This is a genomic window from Nocardia sp. NPDC047654 (assembly GCF_043205035.1).
Classification (GTDB): domain Bacteria; phylum Actinomycetota; class Actinomycetes; order Mycobacteriales; family Mycobacteriaceae; genus Nocardia.
In genome coordinates, this window is sequence record NZ_JBIDDF010000005.1 from 53,908 (window position 1) to 72,801 (window position 18,894).

Below are 18,894 nucleotides of genomic sequence, written 5' to 3' on the forward strand. Positions count from 1 at the left end.
AGCATGTCAGGATCGGCTTCGGGGGACGAAGACCATATCGTCATCGTCGGAATCGGGGTCGAGGCCCCCGGCGGAATCAACAGTCCACAGGAATTCTGGTCGGCGCTCACCGACTCGAAAGAACTCATCGGGCCGCTGCCGCGCGACCGGGAATGGCCGATCGAACAGCTGCTCACCCTCGGTCGCAACGACGGCTGGACCGATGTTCGCGATGCGGGCGGTTTTCTCTCCGAAGCAACGGAATTCGATGCGGCGTTCTTCGGAATAACGCCGCGGGAAGCCGTCGCGATGGATCCGCAGCAACGCGTGGGATTGCGCGTCGCGTGGCGGGCGGTCGAGGACGCCGGACTGAATCCCGGCGCCGTCGACGGCGCCGACGCGGGGTGCTGGATGGGCGTCACGCCGTTGGAGTACGGGCCGCGGATGGCGAGCGTCAGCGAGCACAGCGGCTATCGGATGACCGGCACCACGCTCGGCGCGGTGGCGGGCCGGATCTCGCACAGCCTGGGGCTGATCGGGCCTTCGATCAGTGTGGACACCTCCTGCGCGGCCGGTTTGACCGCCCTGCATCAGGCGGCGGCGGCGATCCGGGCGGGCGAATGCGACTGGGCCCTGGCCGGTGGCGTGTGCGTGATGGGTTCACCCGGCATGTTCGTCGAGTTCGCGAAGAACAACGCGCTGTCGACCGACGGCCACTGCCGCGCGTACTCCGCGGGCACCACCGGGACCCTGTGGGGCGAGGGGGCGGGAGTGGTTGTGCTGGAGACGGAATCGCGGGCACGGCGGCTCGGTCATCGGATCTACGCGCGGCTGCTCGGCTCCCGGGTCAATCACAACGGCAAGGGCGCCCCGCTGGCCGTGCCCAGCGCCGACGCGCAGCAACGGCTGATCAGCGCGGCGCTCACCGCGGCCCGCGTCGCCCCGGAACACATCGGACTCGTCGAGGGGCACGGCACCGGCACGTCGGTGGGCGACCCCATCGAACTGACCGCGCTCATGCGGATGTACGGCGCGCCCGAGCGCGCGCGGGGCGCGCTGCTGGGATCGGTCAAGTCGAACATCGGTCACACGCAGGCGGCGGCGGGCATGCTCGGCCTGATCAAGATGCTGCTGTGCGGCGCGAACGGTCACGTCGTGCCGAGTCTGTGGGCGGAGAACCCGACCGACGCGGTCGACTGGGAGACCACGAGCCTGCGGCTGGCCACGAAATACGCACCGTGGGAGCCGATCGATGGCGTCCGCTACGGAGCGGTGTCGGCATTCGGAGTGGCGGGGACCAACGCGCACGCGATCGTCGGGATGCCCGTTCTGGAGGAGGACAGTGATGCCTGAGTATCGGCTACCGGACGGCACCACCCCGGTCCTGTTCTCCTCGGACAGCGCCGCAGGGCTGCGTGCCGAGGCCGCCGCGATCCTGGCCTACTCCGAAACCCACCCGCGGGTGGACCCCGACCGACTGGCGAGCCATCTGTTCCGCACCAGGATCGCCCGCAGGTTTCGCGCGTTGGCCATGGTCACGACGCGCGAGGAGTTGCTCGACGCGTTGCGGTCGGTCGCGGCGGATGCCGCGCATCCCGCGGTGGTGACCTCCGACGGCGCCGTCGCGGCACGCCGCGTCGGATTCGTCTTCCCCGGCCAGGGCAGCCAGCGCCCCGGCATGGGCAAGCCGTACTACGACTTCTCGCCCGCGTACCGGGCCGCCGTGGACGAGTGCGCGGCGGTGCACGAGGAGCGATACGGCCATGCGCGGCCGGTGCACTATCTGCTCGCGGCCGACGAGGAATACGGCGAAACGCTCTGGGAAGTGCAGCCCGCCAGGATGTTCCACCTGATCGGCTTGGCCGCCATGTGGCGGGCGGCGGGCGTGCGTCCCGCCGCGACCATCGGACACAGTCAGGGTGAACTCGCCGCCTGCGTGGTCGCCGAGGCGCTGACGTTGCGCGATGCGGTATCGATAGTCACGCACCGGGCCGAACTGCTGGAGCGGGACCTGTCGGACGGGTACGCGGTGGCCGTGCTCGGCGCCGACCGGGAGGAATGTGAGGAGCTGCTGGCCCGGAATTCGGGGTGGGCGGAGGTCTCGATCGTCAACTCGCCTCGTCTGATCGGCGTCTCCGGCCACGAGGCCGCCATCGCGGAACTCGTGGCGACCGCGACGGACAAAGGGCTGTTCGCCAAGCGGATTCAGATGTCCTTCCCGTCGCACACCTCCGCGATGACGCGGTTGCGCGGCGAATTCCGTTCCGGACTGGAGGAACTGAGCAGCAAGACCTTCGCGATCGGCGATATCGCTTGCTACGGAGGCACGCTCGGGGCGGCGATCACCGCCGAGTCGACGCATCACGACTACTGGTACTGGAACCTGCGCAACCGGGTCCGCTTCGATCGCGCGATCGCGGCGGCGGCCGAGAACGTGGACACCTTCATCGAGATCGCCGAGCATCCGACGTTGCAGCCGGCGTTGCGGGAGAATCTGGCCCACGTCGCGCCGGAGCCGGGGCGGGCCGCCCGTGAGTTCCGCATCGCCGGGACGTCCCTGCGCACCGCGAACGGGCTCGGTGAGTTCACCCGGAATCTGGCCGAGGTCGCGGTGCACGACCTGCACTACGACTGGCAGGCACTGCGCACCGGATCGGAGGAGCGCCCGACGCTGCCGTTGCGTGACTTCCCCGCCACGGTGATGAATCAGAAGAGGCTGTGGGCGCCGTACCAATCGGGGGCGGAAGCGCCGGCCCCGGTCGCCGTGCCGCCCGTGCGGTTGCGCGAGGAGTGGACCAGGTTGTCCCGGTTCGCGCTGGCCGCACCCCGGACCGTGCTGCTCGCCGAGCACGACGCTCGCGCCGACGAACTCGCGGCGGCGATGCACGCGCGGGCCCCGCGCCACGGCGTCGCCATCCGCGACACCGAGACCTCCGCCGATACCATGGTGCTGCTGCTCGCGCCGACTGTGGCCGCGGACGAAGAAGGCGCGGTCGCGGAACTCGCCGAGTTCGCTCGCATCACCGAACAGTTGACCACGATCGCTCCGGGCGTCACCGAATGCTGGCTGGTGACAACCGGTGCGGAGGCCGCGACGCCGGAAGACGACCCGTCCCTCGCCCACTCGGCGGCGAGCGCCGCGTATCGCAGCCTGGGCCTGGACCATCTCGGCATCGCGTTCCGGCACCTCGACCTGCCGCCGGACGCCGCGTCGCTGAACCAGACCACGGTGGCCGACAAGATCTTCGAAGCCATTCATGTGCTGGGCGAGCCCGAACTCGCGCTGCGGAACGGAAAATTGCACGCGAAGCGTCTCGTCCGCGCCGAGCCGGGCGGTGCGTCGACGCCTCCGGATCTGCGCGAGGTCTTGATTCTCGGTGGGACCGGACACGTCGGCCTCGAGTTCTGCGCGCAGTTCGTCCGCGACGGCGCGCGCCGGATCACCCTGGTGAACCGCACCGGGGAGACGAGCGCGCTCACCGAGCGGGTGCGGGCGATACGCGAACTCGGGCGGACCGAGATCGACGTGGTGGCCTGCGATATCACCAAAGCGGCAGCGGTGGCCGACCTGGCGCGGCGTTTCGCCGATCGTCCTGTGAGCGTGGTCGTGCACGCAGCGGTCCAGTACGCGTGGTCACGGTTCGAATCGGCCGCGGTCGCCGAGGCAGCCGCGGCGAAGGTGCTCGGACTCGCCGGGGTGCTGCGCACGGTGCCATCGGCCGCCGACTGCACCGTCCTGTTGTGCTCCTCGTTCGTGGCCACGCTCGGTGGGCGCGAACAGGCGTTGTACGCGGCCACGAATCGCATGCTCGACAGCCTCGCCGTACGGCTGCGGGCGCAGGGCGGGGATTGCGTGTCGGTGCAATGGGGACTGTGGGGGTTGCCCGGTGCGGAACACGCCGCTGTGGAGGCGCGAATCCTCGGTGCGGGTTTGCAGCCGATGCCCGCCGCGCCCGCGATCGCGGCGGGTTTCGCCGATCGCACCGGGAACGGGATTGTGCTGTCCGCGGACTGGGAGCGGTTGCGTGAGACGGTCGAACTCGTCGGCATGACAACGGTTTTCGCACCCGCCCTCCCGGCTCCCGAGCCTTCGGCGCCCGTGGCCGCATCGTCCGCGCCGCCGCCGGCCGCAGCCGAGCCGGAAGCGAACGTGACAGACGATCTCGCGCAGATCATCCGGCGTGAACTCGGACAAGTGATGCTCCTCGACGGTCCCGACCACATCGACGGCTCGGTCCCGCTGGTCGCGCTCGGCTTCGACTCGTTGCAGGCGGTCGATCTGCGCGCCCGGTTGAAGACGACGCTGCACCGCGAGCTGCCGGTCGCGGCCGTCCTGGGCGGCGCGTCCCTGGACGACGTCGTGCTGCTCATGTCCGAGAACCGAGGCTGATGGTGGCCGAGAACACAGGCTCAGGAGGCCGCTTCATGTCGGAGAACACCCAGGCGCCCATGCCGGAGATCGAGGACGTGCTCGCGCTGAGCCCGTTGCAGGAGGGCTTGTTCTCACTGGCCAGGCTGGCCGGAGAAGGCGATCTGTACGCACTGCAATTCGTCTACGAGATCGCGGGACCCGTCGATGTGGCACTGCTGCGCCGCAGCGTCGAGACGATTCTGCGGCGGCACGCGAACCTGCGCGCGTCGTTCTGGGATCGCGACCTTCCCCGGCCGGTGCAGATCGTGCCCGTCGCGGCGGAGCTGCCGTGGGCCGAACGCGCGATCGACCCGGCCGACGACCTCGACGCCGTCATCGCCGCCGAAACACGGACGCCGTTCGACCTGGCCCGAGGCCCGCTGCTGCGCGTGCTGCTGCTGCGGCTGCCGGACGACACCCGGCGTCTGGTCCTGACCGCGCACCACATCCTGCTGGACGGCTGGTCGCTCGGCGTGTTCTTCCGGGAACTGTTCGCCCTGTACCAGGCGGGCGGCGCGGCGGACGCGCTGCCCGCACCCCGGCCCTACCGGGACTACATCGGCTGGCTGTCCGCCCGCGACAACGACGTCGCACTGCGCGCCTGGCGGGAATACCTCGGTGATCTCGATCCGCTGATCATCGCCGACCGCGGCGATGCCACGGTCAACACCATCGTGCCCACGATCGACACGCTGACGCTGGACGCGGCCGACACCAGCCGGTTGACGGCATGGGCGCGGGCGAACGCGCTGACGATGAACACCGTCGTGCAGTACGCCTGGTCGGTCGTGCTCGGCAGGCTGACCGACCGGAGCGACGTGGTCTTCGGCACCACCGTCTCGGGGCGGCCGGACGAGCTGTCCGGCGTCGAGACCATGATCGGGTTGTTCATCAACACCGTCCCCGTCCGCGTGGCTATCGGCGCGGGCAATGTGGTGCGCGACTGCGCGCGGCTGCAACGCGAGGCGGCTCCGATGCGTGATCTCGCCTACGTCAGCCTGTCCGCGATTCAGCGGTCGGTAGGTTCCGGCACGCTGTTCGACACGCTGTTCGTGTACGAGAACGCGCCCATGTCCGATGTGCTGCGCCCCATCGACGCGGCCGACGGCGTTCGATTCCGGCCGATCACGTCGGAGAGCCTGACGCACTACCCGCTCGCGGTGACGTCGTTCCTGTACGAGGGGCAGCTGGTGGTGACGGTCGAGGCGGTGCAGGCGGCGTTGCGCACCCTGTCCGGTCCCGACGTCGCGGCGCGGTTGATCTCGGTGCTGCGGCAGTTACCCGAGATCGGCGAGCGCGGGCCCGACGCTCTGGACGTGCTGCTACCGGGCGAGAGCGCGCGGCCACCGGCAGCCACCGCCGAAGACGCGCGCGGCGCGACCATTTGGGAGCTGTTCGCGCGCCAGGTGGCCGCCACGCCGGACGCGCTCGCGCTCAGCACCGAGCACGAGCGGTACACCTACCGCGAGTTGTCCGATGCCGCAGTGCGTCTGGCGGGTGTCATCGCTGCCTACGGCGCCGGTCCGGAAGATGTCGTCGCCCTGGCCTTGCCGAGGTCGGCTCGGTCGATCGTGGCCATCCTCGCCGTGCTCGCCACCGGCGCGGCCTATGTGCCCGTCGATATCACACTGCCCGCCACCCGCATCGAATCGATCGTGCGCCGGTCCCGTCCGCGACTGATCCTGGTCGACGCCTGGGGCCTGCCCGCGCTCCACGAGATCGGGGACAGCCCGCAGATACTGCTGATGGACCAGCTCTCCGAGGATCTGCCTGCGTTCGGACCCGCGCCTGTCCGCCGCCCGGACCAGTCCGCCTACCTGATCTTCACTTCCGGTTCCACCGGGGAACCCAAAGGCGTCGTGGGCACCCACTCCGCGCTGGCCGCGTACTTCGCCGACCACCGCGACCGGGTCTACCGGCCCGCCGTGGCGCGGCTCGGGCGGCCGCTGCGGATCGCGCACGCCTGGTCGCTCAGTTTCGACGCCTCCTGGCAGCCGCTGATCGGACTGCTCGACGGACACGCCATCCACCTGTTCGACGCCGAGGAGATGCGCGACGCGCGACGTCTGGTCGACGGCATCATCCGGTACGGACTGGACATGATCGACACGACCCCCTCGATGTTCGCCCAGCTCGCCGCGGCCGGGCTGGTCGACGCGGGCGCCACGCCGCTGTCCGTGCTCGCGCTCGGCGGCGAGGCCATCGGCGTTCCGCTGTGGAAGCAGTTGTGCGCGCTGCCCGATACCGCCGTGCACAACTGCTACGGCCCCACCGAGACGACGGTGGAGGCGGTGGTCGCCGCGGTGGTCGACGGCGATGCCGAACCGGCCATCGGGGCGCCGGTCACCGGGATGACCGGTTACGTCCTGGATTCGCGGCTGCGGCAGGCGCCGGTGGGCGTCGTGGGCGAGCTGTATCTCGCCGGCGCTCAGATCGCCCGCGGTTATATCGGCATGCCGGGAATCACCGCGGGCCGGTTCGTCGCCGATCCGCACCGCGCGGGCGAACGGATGTATCGCACCGGTGATCTGGTGCGCCGCTTGCCCTCCGGCGATCTGGCCTACGTCGGCCGGGTGGACGACCAGGTGAAGATTCGTGGCTACCGGATCGAGATCGGCGATATCGAGACGGCCTTGCTCGCGCTGCCGGACGTGCAGGCCGCCGCGGTGGTCGTGGTGCGCCGAGCGGGTCGTCCCAGCCTGGCCGCGTTCGCCGTGGGTGACGGTCTCGACGCGGTGGAGTTGCGCGCCGCGCTGACCGAGCGGCTGCCCGGTTACATGGTGCCGAACCGGATTCTGGTCGTCGAGCAGCTGCCGGTGACCAGCAACGGAAAGCTCGACGCGAAGCGGCTCGCGGTGCTCGCCGAGGATCGGGCCGCCGGTGCGGGAGCGGGGGCGGCCCTCGCGCGGACCGGCACCGAACGCAGGCTGTGCGCCGCGGTGGCCGAGCTGTCCGGCGGTCCCGTCCCCGGTATCGATGACGACCTGGTCGGCCTCGGCATGGACAGCATCGTGGCGATCTCCCTGGTGAATCGACTACGGCGCGACGGCCTTTCGATCAGCCCGAAGGCGGTCCTGAGCTCCTCGACCATCCGGGAGCTCGCCGCGCGGATCGACGCGGAAGCAGGCCGCGAACGGGCGTCGACATCCGAGGGCTACGGCCCGGTCGGTCCGACGCCGATCGTGTCCTGGATGCACGAGTACGGGGGCTACCGCAGGCTCGCCCTGAGCAACCTGCTCGAACTGCCCGACGGCATCGATCAGGACGGGCTCACCGCCGTGTTGCAGGCGTTGCTCGACGGCCACGACATGCTGCGGGCCCGTTTCGTCACCACCTCGGAGGGCTACGAACTCCATACCCGCGCTCCGGGCAGCGTACGCGCGCAGGACATCCTGTCCCGGGTCGACGAAGGCGACGACTTCCACGCGACGCTGGCAGGTCGCGGCCATGCGGTCGCGGACGAGATCGATCCGTTCACCGGCGATCTGGTGCGCGCCGTGTGGTTCGCCAGATCCGCCGCCCCTGACGTGCTGCTGCTCACCATCCACCACCTGGCCGTCGACCCGGTCTCCTGGTACATCATCTCCGCCGACCTGGAAGCGTGCTGGGCGGAGGTCGCCGCGGGACGCACGCCGACCCCGGCCGTCGAGCACACCGGCTACCGGCAGTGGGCCCGGCTGCTGCGCGAACGGGTGGGCTCCGAGGCGGTTTCGGCTCAGCGCGACTACTGGACGCGCCAGGTCGCCGCTCCGGATCCGGTGCTCGGCGCCCGGTTGCCCGATCCGACGTCCGACACCTGGGCTTCCTACCGGGTCCACCCGGTGCCGACCTCGGCCGAGACGAGCGCGGCGATCCTGGACAGCCTCGGCGGCGGCGCGGCGGGGGTGCGCGAATTCCTGCTGGCCGCATTGACGATGACGCTGGCGAGCTGGCGCGCGGAACGCGGTCAGGACCCCGCCGCGGGCGCGTATGTCGCGCTGGAAGGCCACGGCCGGGAGGACGAGGTCCTCGGCGCCGACGTCGACAGCGCGCACTCGGTGGGCTGGTTCACCAGCATCGTGCCCGCCCGGCTCGGCGCGGGCGCCGAGAGCGTGGATGTGTCGACGGCTCTGGCGGATCCGGTTCGTGCCGCCGCACTGCTCGAGCACATCGCGAAGCACCTGGCCGAACTGCCGAACGGCGGTGTGGACTTCGGCGTGCTGCGCTACCTCGACCGAGCGCCCGAGCTGGCCGGCGCGCCGCAGCCGCAGGTGCTCTTCGACTACCTGGGCCGGTTCGACATGGCCGGCGCGGGGCGGCCATGGGCGCCGATCCCGGATCTGGCGTTGCACGAGTGTCTTCCGCTCGTCGCGGAGCCCGACTTCCCGCTTCGCTACGCGCTCGATGTCGTCTCGGCGGTGCGGACCACCGCCGACGGGCCGCAGCTGGTCACCATGCTCCGCTGGAGCGAGGCGGTGTTCACCGCCGCCGAGGTGGCCCGGCTCGCCGAGCTGTGGCACGACGCCGTCGCGGCGCTCGAGCGCGCCGTCTCCGTGGTGACCGTCGGCGCCGACTGACCGCGATCTCCGAGCCACCCAGCCCATTCGAATTCCCAGCCTGAAGGACCCCCATGTCAGACGAGATCCTCGAGCGGCGCAAGCGGCTGCTCCAGCAGCGACTGCGTGAACAGCAACTCGCGCCCGCCCAGGCGACACCCGAGCGCGGCAGGCGCCCCGGCGAACCGGCTCCGCTCTCGTCCGCGCAGCAGCGGATGTGGTTCCTGCAGACGGTCGCGCCGGAGGACACCACGCTCAACGTCTGCGTCGGCTACCGTCTCGACGGTCCGCTGGACAGCGCGCGACTGCGCGCCGCCTTCGACACCGTCGTCGCGCGGCACGAGATCCTGCGCACCACCTACCACGCGGGCGCGGACGGCGACCCGTATCAGATCGCGCACACCGATCTGGGAATCGCCTGGCAGCAGCACGATCTCACCGACCTGTCCGAGGAAGGGCGAGGCAGGCGGCTCGAAGTCCTGGCGAGGCGGGAATTCACGCGTCCGTTCGACCTGACCTCGGAGTCTCCGCTGCGGGTGACGCTGGCGCGCACCGGCCCGGCCGAACACGTGCTGGTGCTCACGATCCACCACATCGGCTGGGACGACGATTCCTGGTCGGTCTTCTTCGCCGAGCTCAATGCCGCCTATCGCGGTGACGCGCCGGCGGAGATCCGGGCGCAGTACGTCGACGTGTCGCTCGCCGAGCGGTCCGCCGACGACGACGCCGACCTGGCGTACTGGCGCGCCCGGCTGACTCCGCTGCCGGAACGACTCGAGTTGCCCGGGGCGCTCGGCGCGACCGGGGCCACGCGCAACGCCGACAAGTGCGTGCTGCCGTTGCCGCCCCAACTGCTCGACCGGGTCACCGAGGTCGCGCGCGAACGTTCGGCGACCCCGTTCATGGTGCTGCTGTCCGCCTTCCAGGCGCTGGTCAATCGGTACACGGCGGCGACGGACTTCCTCGTCGCGGTGCCGGTGACCGACCGCCGAGGCCGCGACGCCGAGGCACTGATCGGCTATTTCGGCAACACGCTGCTGTTGCGGGCCCGCATCGATCCGGCGGAGACGTTCGCCGGGCTGGTCGACGCGACGAGGGACGCCGCCCGCGACGCGTTCGCGCACCAAGGCGTCGGCGTCGAACGGGTCGTCCGCGAGGTGAGTTCGGACCGCATCGCGGGCAGCGACGGCCTGGCCCAGCTGGTGCAGCTGAGCTTCAGTGTGCGCGGCGGGGCGAACGGCTTCGATCTCGCCGATGTCGGATCCACCGAGCTGCCGTGGGGAAGCGCGGTCGCGCAGGAGCCCCTCGGCCTGATGGTCGTCCTCGACGACGCGGGTGCGCGCGTGGAAGCCACCTATCTCGTCGACGAGCTGGACCGGTCGGTGGTGGATCAATTGCTGCGGCACTACCTGGTATTGCTCGCCGGCGCGGTGGGGGATCCGGGGCAACCGGTCCGCGCGATCGACATCCTCGGCGCCGCCGACCGCGCCGAGATCGTCGCGGCGTCGCACGGTCCGCTCGTCGACGCACCGGCGACCACCTTGGTCGACCTGGTGCGGCGGCAGGTGGCGGCGACCCCGGATCGCGTCGCGGTGGTATCCGACGACGCCGAACTCACCTACGCCGAGTTGAAACGGCGGGCGAACCGGCTGGCGCACTGGCTGATTCGCCGCGGTGCCGGACCCGAGCAGCTCGTCGCGCTGCGCATGGCGAACTCCATCGAGTTCATCGTCGCGAGCCTCGCGGTGCTCGAGTCGGGCGCCGCGTACCTGCCGATCGATCCGGCCTATCCTGCGGATCGTATCGAATATCTGCTGTCCGACGCCCGGCCGACGCTGTCGTTCGACGCCGACGCGATCGCCGCGGCGATGACCGAGGCGGCGGCCCTGCCGGACACGGAACCGACCGACGCCGACCGCACCGCACCGCTGCGCCCGTCGAACATCGCCTACGTCATCTACACCTCGGGCTCCACCGGTCAGCCCAAGGGCGTGCCCGTCCCGCACGACGCGATCGCCGACCACCTGGTGAATTTCGCGGCCGACTGGGACGCGAGCATCCCGGAGCGGGTCCTGCAGGCGACCTCCGTGAGCTTCGACGCGTCGCTGGCCGACATCTTCCTGCCGCTGATCGCGGGCGCGAGCATCGTGGTCCCGAAACCGAACGCCTACCGGGACATTCCCTATGTCGCCGAGCTGATCGCCCGGCACGGGATCACCGTGCTGCACATGGTGCCGTCGCTGCTGGCGACCTTCCTCATGCTGCCGGAGGCGAACGACTGGCGGGCGTTGCGGCACGTGCCGGTCGGCGGTGAGGCGTTGCCCGGCGAGATCGCCGACCGCTTCGCCGCGCAATTCGACGCCGATCTGCGCAACCACTACGGACCCACCGAAGCTGTCGTGTGCTCGACCTCCATGCCGGTCGACGGGCCGCAGGGCACCAGGATCGTGCCGATCGGATTCCCGAACCGCAACGTCTACGTCTACCTGCTCGACGACTCGTTGCGGCTGGTGCCGCCGGGCGTGCTCGGGGAGATCTACCTCGGCGGCCGTCAGCTCGCCCGTGGCTATCTGGACCGGCCCGCCCTGACCGCGGAGCGGTTCGTCGCCGATCCCTTCCTGCCCGGCGGCAGGCTGTACCGCACCGGTGACCTCGCACGGCGCACCGCCGACGGCGAGATCGAATTCGTCGGGCGCGCCGACGAACAGGTGAAGGTGCGCGGGTTCCGGATCGAGCTCGGGGAGGTGGAGGCGGCGGTCGCCGACCACCCCGGCGTCGCGCAGTGCGTCGCGATCGTCACCGACCACGAGCGGCTCGGCCCCATCCTGGCCGCGTACCTGGTACCCGCGCCGGGAGCCGAGATCGATCTGCAGCAGGTGCGCGCGACGGTCGCGGCGACACTGCCCGAGCACATGGTCCCGGCGGCGTTCGCGGTGATCGATGAGGTGCCGCTGAGCGCGCACGGCAAGCTCGATCGCCGCGCGCTGCCGGAGCCCGTGCTGGCGAAGACCCACGGCTATCGTGAGCCGGAGTCACCCACCGAGATCCGGCTCGCCGCCCTGTACGGCGAGCTGTTCGACGCCGAGCGGGTGGGCGTCGACGACTCGTTCTTCGAACTCGGCGGCCACTCCCTGCTCGCGGCCCGGCTGGTCGCGCTGGTGCGCGACACTTTCGGGGTCGACATCGACGTGCGCGCGCCGTTCGACACCCCGACGGTCGCGGGACTCGCCGCGCATCTGGTCGCCCGGTATCACGATCAGTTCGGCGAGAACCTCGACGAGGTCACCCCCACCGGACGCACGGCAGGCGACGACGCCGCGATGCCGACGAAACAAGCACGCCCCGAGCGGGTTCCGCTGTCGTACTCGCAGCGTGCGTTGTGGCTGCGCCGCAAGCTGGAGGGACCGTTCGGCTGGGAGAACTTCCGGTTCGCCATCCGTTTCGACGGTGCGCTCGACATCGACGCGCTCTCCGACGCCCTCGCCGACGTCATGGGCCGCCACGAGTCGCTGCGCACGAGCTTCCCGGAACACGAGGGGACGCCGTATCAGCGGGTGGCCCCGGCCGGCCCGGTCGAGCTGCCGCGCACTGTGCTCGACGGTGATCCGGACACGGTGGCGGCCCGGTTGGAGGAAGCTCTGGAAGCCGAGGCGAGCCACGTCTTCGACCTGGCGGCGGAGTCGCTGGTCCGGTTGCGCCTGTTCGTCCTGGACGAGCGAACCCATGTGCTGTCGGTGCTGGCGCATCACATGGTCACCGACCGGGAATCGTGCCGGGTATTCATCGAGGACCTCACCGTCGCCTACCGGGCGCGGGTCGGCGGCGCCGCTCCGTCCTGGCCGGAGCTGACGCTGCAATTCGCCGATTTCGCGGTGTGGCAGCGCGATACCTTCGACCACGCACCCGGCCGCGACGATCTCAGTGAATACGGCCGTAGACAGCTCGACTATTGGCGTGGCGCCCTGGCGGGGCTGCCGGTGGAGATCGCGGTCGCGCACGATCGCCCGCGGCCCGCGCGGCTCGGCCACGCCGGCGTGAGCGCGACCCGCATCGTTCCCGCCGAGACGTGGCAGGCATTGCGATCGCTGGCCGAGACGTCCGGCGCGACGGAATTCATGCTGTGCCAGGCGGCGGCCGCGGTGCTGGTGCACACCCTCGGCGGTGGTGACGACGTGCCGATCGGCGCGACGGTCGCCAACCGGCCCGGGCGATCGGTGGACCGGCTGATCGGGCTGTTCGCCGACATGATGGTGTTGCGCAACGACCTTTCGGGCGAACCGACGTTGCGCACCGTGCTCGAGCGGGTGCGCGAGTCCGCGCTCAGCGCCCTCGGCCATCAGGACGTGCCCTTCGAGCGGATCGTCGAGACGCTCAACCCGCCCCGGGTACTCGGCCGCAACCCGCTGTTCCAGGTGATCATGCAGTTCGGGCACACCGCGCCGACGGTCGATTTCGCCGCGCGCGGGGAGGCGACGCTGACCCCGCTCACGCCGCAGTACGACGCCGCGTTCATGGACTTCCACCTGGACTTCCTGGTGCAACCCGGTGGCGAACTGCTGGTGCGGGTCGTGGTGAACTCCGAGCTCTACGACCCGGCCTCCGGCGAGGTCTTCGTCGACACGCTGGTGCGGATCTTGTCCGCGTTCGCCACGAAACCCGATACGGCGGTGCGGGAATCGAACCTCGCGCCGGAGGGCTGGGACACCGCGCGCACCGTGGTGCGCTACTCGACCACGGAGGTCGCCGTCGGCGAGGCCGAACCAGGCCCGCCGCAAACCGAGACCGAGCGCACGCTGGCCGCGCTCCTGGAGGAATTGCTCGAGATCACCGACGTGGGCCGCACGGACGGATTCTTCGCGCTCGGCGGCGACAGCGTCATCGCGATCCAGTGGGCGGCGCGAGCGGGCGAGGCGGGCCTGGCGCTGACCCCGCAGATGATCTTCGAGTACTTCACCCTCCACGAGCTGGCGGCGGCGGTGGACGCGGCCACCGATCAGGCCGCGCAGGCGTCGCGGGCACCCGAGGAACATCGGTACGAGCCGATGTCGGCCTCGGGCCTGTCCGGTGACGCGTTGGCCATGCTGCGCGAATCCTGGTCCGCGCAACGATGATCCGAGAGAGCCGGTCGTGGTGGGCGGACCGCGACCGGCTCGCGATTGGCCCGCGGGGCCGCGGCGATTAGGGTCTACGGCGATGGATTCCGTGCCTGCGTGGTTCATGTTCCCGGTCATCCTGGTTGTCGCGGCTATCGCGGCCGGGCGATGGTTTCTCGTCGCGGACACCATCACCGATCGCATGATCAACCGGGCATGGGCGTGGAATGTCGGTGGCCTCGCGCTCTATGTCACCGTCAGCGCGGCGGGGTTCCCCGTACTCGGCCAGCGGCTGTTCCTGTGCTGCGGATTGATGACCACCGCCGTCGTTCTGGTGCTCGCAGAACTGGTCGCGGGTGCGCGGCCCGAAGTGACGTCGCGGCGGCAGCGGATCTACAACGCCGTCGCCGCCGTCGCTTCGGCGGTGACGCTGCTGATTGCGCCTGCCGTCCGGGACGTGCTGCACGTCGGTCTGGACGAGATCGTGTGGACGCTGTCCGAGCTGCCCATGGCCGCCAGCGGGTATCTGGTGGCGCAGGCCAGTGTCCGGGAGTTGCGGACCGCGGCGCGTTCGGTGAAGGAGAAGCTGACTTATTCGGTTCTGCTGTTCCTCGCGGTGTATTGGGCGGTGGCGGCACTCCTCACTGTCGTCCGCGCGATAGGTGGCGTGCCGCCGAGTCATCCGGGGAATGTCTTGGCGGTCTCGTCGTTCTTCTGCCTGCTGGTCATCGCGACACTCACGGCGATACCACTGTTCACCGCCGTGTTGGTGCGAGCGGGGCTGGATCGGGCAGGCCGGCGTTGTCGCCGCTTGCATCCTCTGTGGTGTGACCTGACCGCCGCCGTCCCGGAAGTCGTCTTGAGCCAGGAGGACAGCGGCGCGGCGTCACGGCTCTATCGGATGACGGTGGAGATCCAGGACGCCCTCCTGCATTTGAAGCCGTACATGCCGTCCCCGGCGCCGGAACGCGAGACCGCCTCCGGTCCCGGCGCGGGTGATCATGCCCGTCGGATCGCCCATGCCGTCCGGTCCAGAGCCGCCGGGCTCCGGCCGGTCGCGCAGACGGCCCCGTTCGCCGCGCTGCCGTCCGGTAGCCGCGATCGCGCCCACGGTCTGCGCCAGTTGCTCGAATTGGCTCAGGAATGGCCGAAAGCGCGCGCCGATGTAGGTTAGGCAAACCTATTTAGGCTCGGCTAAGCTATGCCGCAGCAGTCTCGGTCCGCCGATCCGGCGGCAGACAAGGAGTGGCAGCGCGATGGAGTCGACACAGCGTCGGGCAGAAGGAATGGTGGACATCGGCCTGGAGGAGATCCGGGCCGCGGTGGCCGGTCAACTGGGGCTCACCGCCGCGGACATCGCCGATCACGACGACCTCATCCAACTCGGGCTGGACTCGATCCGCACGATGAAACTCGCAGGCGGCTGGCGCAAGCGCGGCGCCGACATCAACTTCGCTCAGCTGGCCGCCAGTCCCACGGTGGCTTCGTGGCACGGTCTGCTGGGCGTGAACGACGCCGCCGGGCGATCGGCAGAGCCGGTGCCGGTCGATACGGTGGCACCGCTCGCGGCCGCCGACGACGAGTCGGCTCCGTTCCCGCTGGCCACCATGCAGCACGCGTACTGGATCGGCCGCTCCGACGAGCAAGAACTCGGCGGAGTCGCCGCGCACCTGTACGTCGAATTCGACGGCGGCCGCATCGATCCCGTGCGACTCGAGCGCGCGGTGGCCGAGCTTGTCGCCGCACATCCGATGCTGCGCACCAGATTCCTGCCGGACGGCACCCAGCAGACGATGACGGCCCCGGGCAAACCGGTGTTCGGCGTCGTCGACCTGCGCGATCGGTCGCCCGAGGAGACCGAGGCCGCCTTGACCGAGTTGCGTGAGCGCAAGACCCATCAGCGCCTCGCCATCGAAGACGGCCAGGCCATCGACATCACACTCACCCTGCGCGACCCGGACCGCAGCAGGCTGCACCTGGATGTCGACATGCTCGCGGGCGACGCCATGAGCTATCGCGTGCTGATCTCCGATCTGGCCGAGCTGTACCACGGAGCGGCCGTGCCTGCCCCCGGCTATACCTACCGTCGCCACCGCACCGAGCATCAAGAGGACGTCACCACTCGCGACCGCGACCGGCAATGGTGGCAGGAGCGGCTGTCGAAATTGCCGGGCGCACCGGAGCTTCCCACCGTTCCGGTCAGCGAGCGCACCGACCCGAACCGCACCGTGCGCTACGACCACTGGCTGCCGCCGGAAGCCAAGCGGCGGTTGCTCGCCGCCGCGCACGAGCGCGGCATCACGCCGGCGATGGCATTGGCGGCGGTGTTCGCCGAGACCATCGGCGGTTGGTCGGCGCAGAGCCGCTTCCTGCTGAATGTGCCGCTGTTCCACCGGGATCCGGTGCACCCCGACATCGATCGCGTGATCGGCGATTTCACCTCCTCGATCATGCTCGAGGTCGACGTCACCGAGAGCATGTCGGTCACCGACCGCGCCCGCGCGCTACAGCGCGGCATGCACGAAAGCGGCGCGCACACCGCCTATTCCGGGCTCGAGGTGCTGCGCGATCTGGGTAGGCAGCGCGGCGAGCCGGTGCTGGCCCCGGTCGTCTACACCAGTGCTCTGAATCTGGGCGAACTGTTCGCCGACAAGGTCACCGAAACCTTCGGCGAGCCGGTGTGGATCATTTCACAGGGACCGCAGGTGCTGCTCGACGCGCAGGTCACCGAGGTCCGTGGTGGGCTGCTGCTGAACTGGGACGTGCGCGCGTCGGCCTTTCCCGAGGGCATGATCGACGCCATGTTCGCCTGGTACTGCGCGGCCATCGGGCGGCTCGGGGAAGGCGCGGCAGGGTGGAACGCGGAGGCCGCCGTGCGGCTGCCGGTCGCCCAGGCCGAGGTCCGCGCCGCGGTGAACGCCACCGACGGCCCGGTCAGTGGGCGTTGTCTGCACCAGGGCTTCTTCGAGCACGCGGCGGCGAATCCCGGTGCACCCGCGGTGCTGTGGGGTCTCGGCGACGGGCGAGGGGTGTGGAACTACGGGGAATTGGCCGCCCGGGCGCTGGCCGTGGCGGGCGCCTTGCGCGCCGAGGGCGTGCAGCCGGGCGACGCGGTCGCGGTTCAGCTGCCGAAGGGGCCGGAGCAGGTCCTGGCCGTGCTCGGTGTGCTCGCCGCGGGGGCGACCTACGTCCCGATCGGATTCGATCAGCCGGTCGGGCGACGCGCGGAGATCCTGCGCACCGGCGGTATCGCCGCGGCGCTGACGGTCGAGGGAGCGGACCTGGGGGCGCCGATCGCGTGTCTGTCCATCGACGCGGCCCGCGACTACCCGCGGCCGCTGGCCGGGCCCGTCTACCCGGATACCGGCGAGATCGCCTACGTGCTCTTCACATCCGGATCGACCGGTGTGCCGAAGGGCGTCGAAATCCCGCATCGCGGCGCGATGAACACCATCGACGCGTTGAACGAATGGTTCGAGGTCGACAGCGCAGGTCGCGCGCTGGGACTGTCCGCCTTGGAATTCGACCTCTCCGTCTACGACATCTTCGGCCTGTTCGCGGCGGGCGGATCGGTCGTGACCGTCGATCCCGAGCAACGCGCCGATCCGGCCACGTGGGTGGAACTGCTGCGCACGCATCGGGTGTCGATCCTCAACTGCGTGCCGAGCATGCTGGACATGATTCTGGAGATCGGCGGTGACCAGCTGGGCGATTCGCTGCGCGCGGTCATCCTCGGCGGGGACTGGGTCGGCGCTGATCTGGCCCGCAGGCTGTCGATTCAGGTGCCGGGTTGCCGCTTCGCCGGTCTCGGCGGCGCGACCGAGACCTCCATCCACACCACCATCTGCGAGGTGAAGGGCGAACCGCCGGCGCACTGGGCGACCGTGCCGTTCGGCGTTCCCTTGCGCAATGTCAGGTGCCGTGTCGTCGGTCCCGCGGGCCGGGACTGCCCCGACTGGGTGCCCGGCGAACTGTGGGTCGGCGGTGTCTGCGTCGCCGCGGGCTACCGCAACGACCCGGAGCGGACCGCGGAGCGTTTCGTCGAGCACGACGGTATCCGTTGGTACCGGACCGGTGATCTGGCCAGGTACTGGCCCGACGGCACGATCGAATTCCTCGGCCGCGCCGACCACCAGGTCCAGATTCGCGGGTACCGGGTGGAGCTGGGCGAGGTGGAGAGCGCGCTGCGCACGGTGCCCGGCGTGCGGCACGCCGTCGCGGCGGTCGTCGGTGCGGGCGCGCCCAAGCTGGTCGCCGCCGTCGCGGGCGACGTGGCCGAGATCGGCGACATCACCGCGGCGGTCTCGGATCTGCTGCCCGGCTACATGGTCCCCGCTCGCGTCGAATTCCTGGCGCGGATGCCGTTGACCGCCAACGGCAAATTGGACCGCCGCGCCGTGGTCCGCCTCCTCGAACCGGAGGCCGAGGCGGATCAGGCCACCGCCCCGCGCGACGACGTGGAGGCCGCGCTGGCCGATATCGTCGCGACCGTCCTGGGGATCGACGCGATCGGCGTGCACGACGACTTCTTCGGTCGCGGTGGCGATTCCGTGCTCGCCACCACCGTCATCGCCCGGGTACGTGAGTGGTTGCAAGCCGACCACGCACTGGTCGCGGACCTGTTCGCCACCCGTACCGTCGCGCGGTTCGCCGAGCGGCTACAGGAACGCGAAGGGCAGGACGGCAGGCTGCCCGCGGTCGCCCGGCTCTACCTCGAGGTGGCATCGATGACGGACGAGGAGATCCTCGCCCAGACGTAACGAGGGCCCGGCCGCGCCGCGGAGTCTGTCACGGTCCGACGAGCGGGCGGCGCGGCAAGTCGTCCGCATTCCGGTCGCAGGCGCGCACGACCGTCGGTGGCGGGTGCGCACGAGCA

The 18,894-nt window shown here is 70.4% G+C and carries 6 protein-coding genes; all 6 read left to right on the forward strand.

The features are described 5' to 3' along the window. Nucleotides 1–3: 3 nt before the first annotated feature. The 6 genes from ACGF7Y_RS17400 to ACGF7Y_RS17425 all read left to right on the forward strand — a co-directional run bounded on the left by ACGF7Y_RS17400 (nt 4) and on the right by ACGF7Y_RS17425 (nt 18,778). Complete coding sequence (locus ACGF7Y_RS17400; protein WP_393234765.1) at nt 4–1,332, forward strand: polyketide synthase; 1,329 nt, start codon at nt 4–6, stop codon at nt 1,330–1,332. Then, nucleotides 1,325–4,369 (forward strand): nocobactin polyketide synthase NbtC, encoded by a 3,045-nt coding sequence (gene nbtC / locus ACGF7Y_RS17405; protein ID WP_393234768.1) that lies wholly within the window; start codon nt 1,325–1,327, stop codon nt 4,367–4,369. The genes ACGF7Y_RS17400 and nbtC overlap by 8 nt, the downstream gene beginning before the upstream one ends. A gap of 35 nt (nt 4,370–4,404) precedes the next feature. Continuing rightward, nucleotides 4,405–8,946, forward strand: a complete 4,542-nt coding sequence (locus ACGF7Y_RS17410) for an amino acid adenylation domain-containing protein (protein WP_393234770.1) — start codon at nt 4,405–4,407, stop codon at nt 8,944–8,946. Between the two features lie 53 nt (nt 8,947–8,999). Continuing rightward, nucleotides 9,000–14,036 carry an amino acid adenylation domain-containing protein gene (locus tag ACGF7Y_RS17415; protein ID WP_393234773.1) on the forward strand — a complete coding sequence of 1,679 codons (5,037 nt, stop codon included), beginning with the start codon at nt 9,000–9,002 and terminating at the stop codon, nt 14,034–14,036. Nucleotides 14,037–14,118: 82 nt separating this feature from the next. Continuing rightward, on the forward strand, nt 14,119–15,192 hold the full coding sequence (locus ACGF7Y_RS17420; protein ID WP_393234776.1) for an MAB_1171c family putative transporter: 1,074 nt from the start codon (nt 14,119–14,121) through the stop codon (nt 15,190–15,192). A 112-nt stretch (nt 15,193–15,304) separates the two neighbouring features. After that, nucleotides 15,305–18,778 (forward strand): amino acid adenylation domain-containing protein, encoded by a 3,474-nt coding sequence (locus ACGF7Y_RS17425; protein ID WP_393235154.1) that lies wholly within the window; start codon nt 15,305–15,307, stop codon nt 18,776–18,778. Nucleotides 18,779–18,894: the final 116 nt, after the last annotated feature.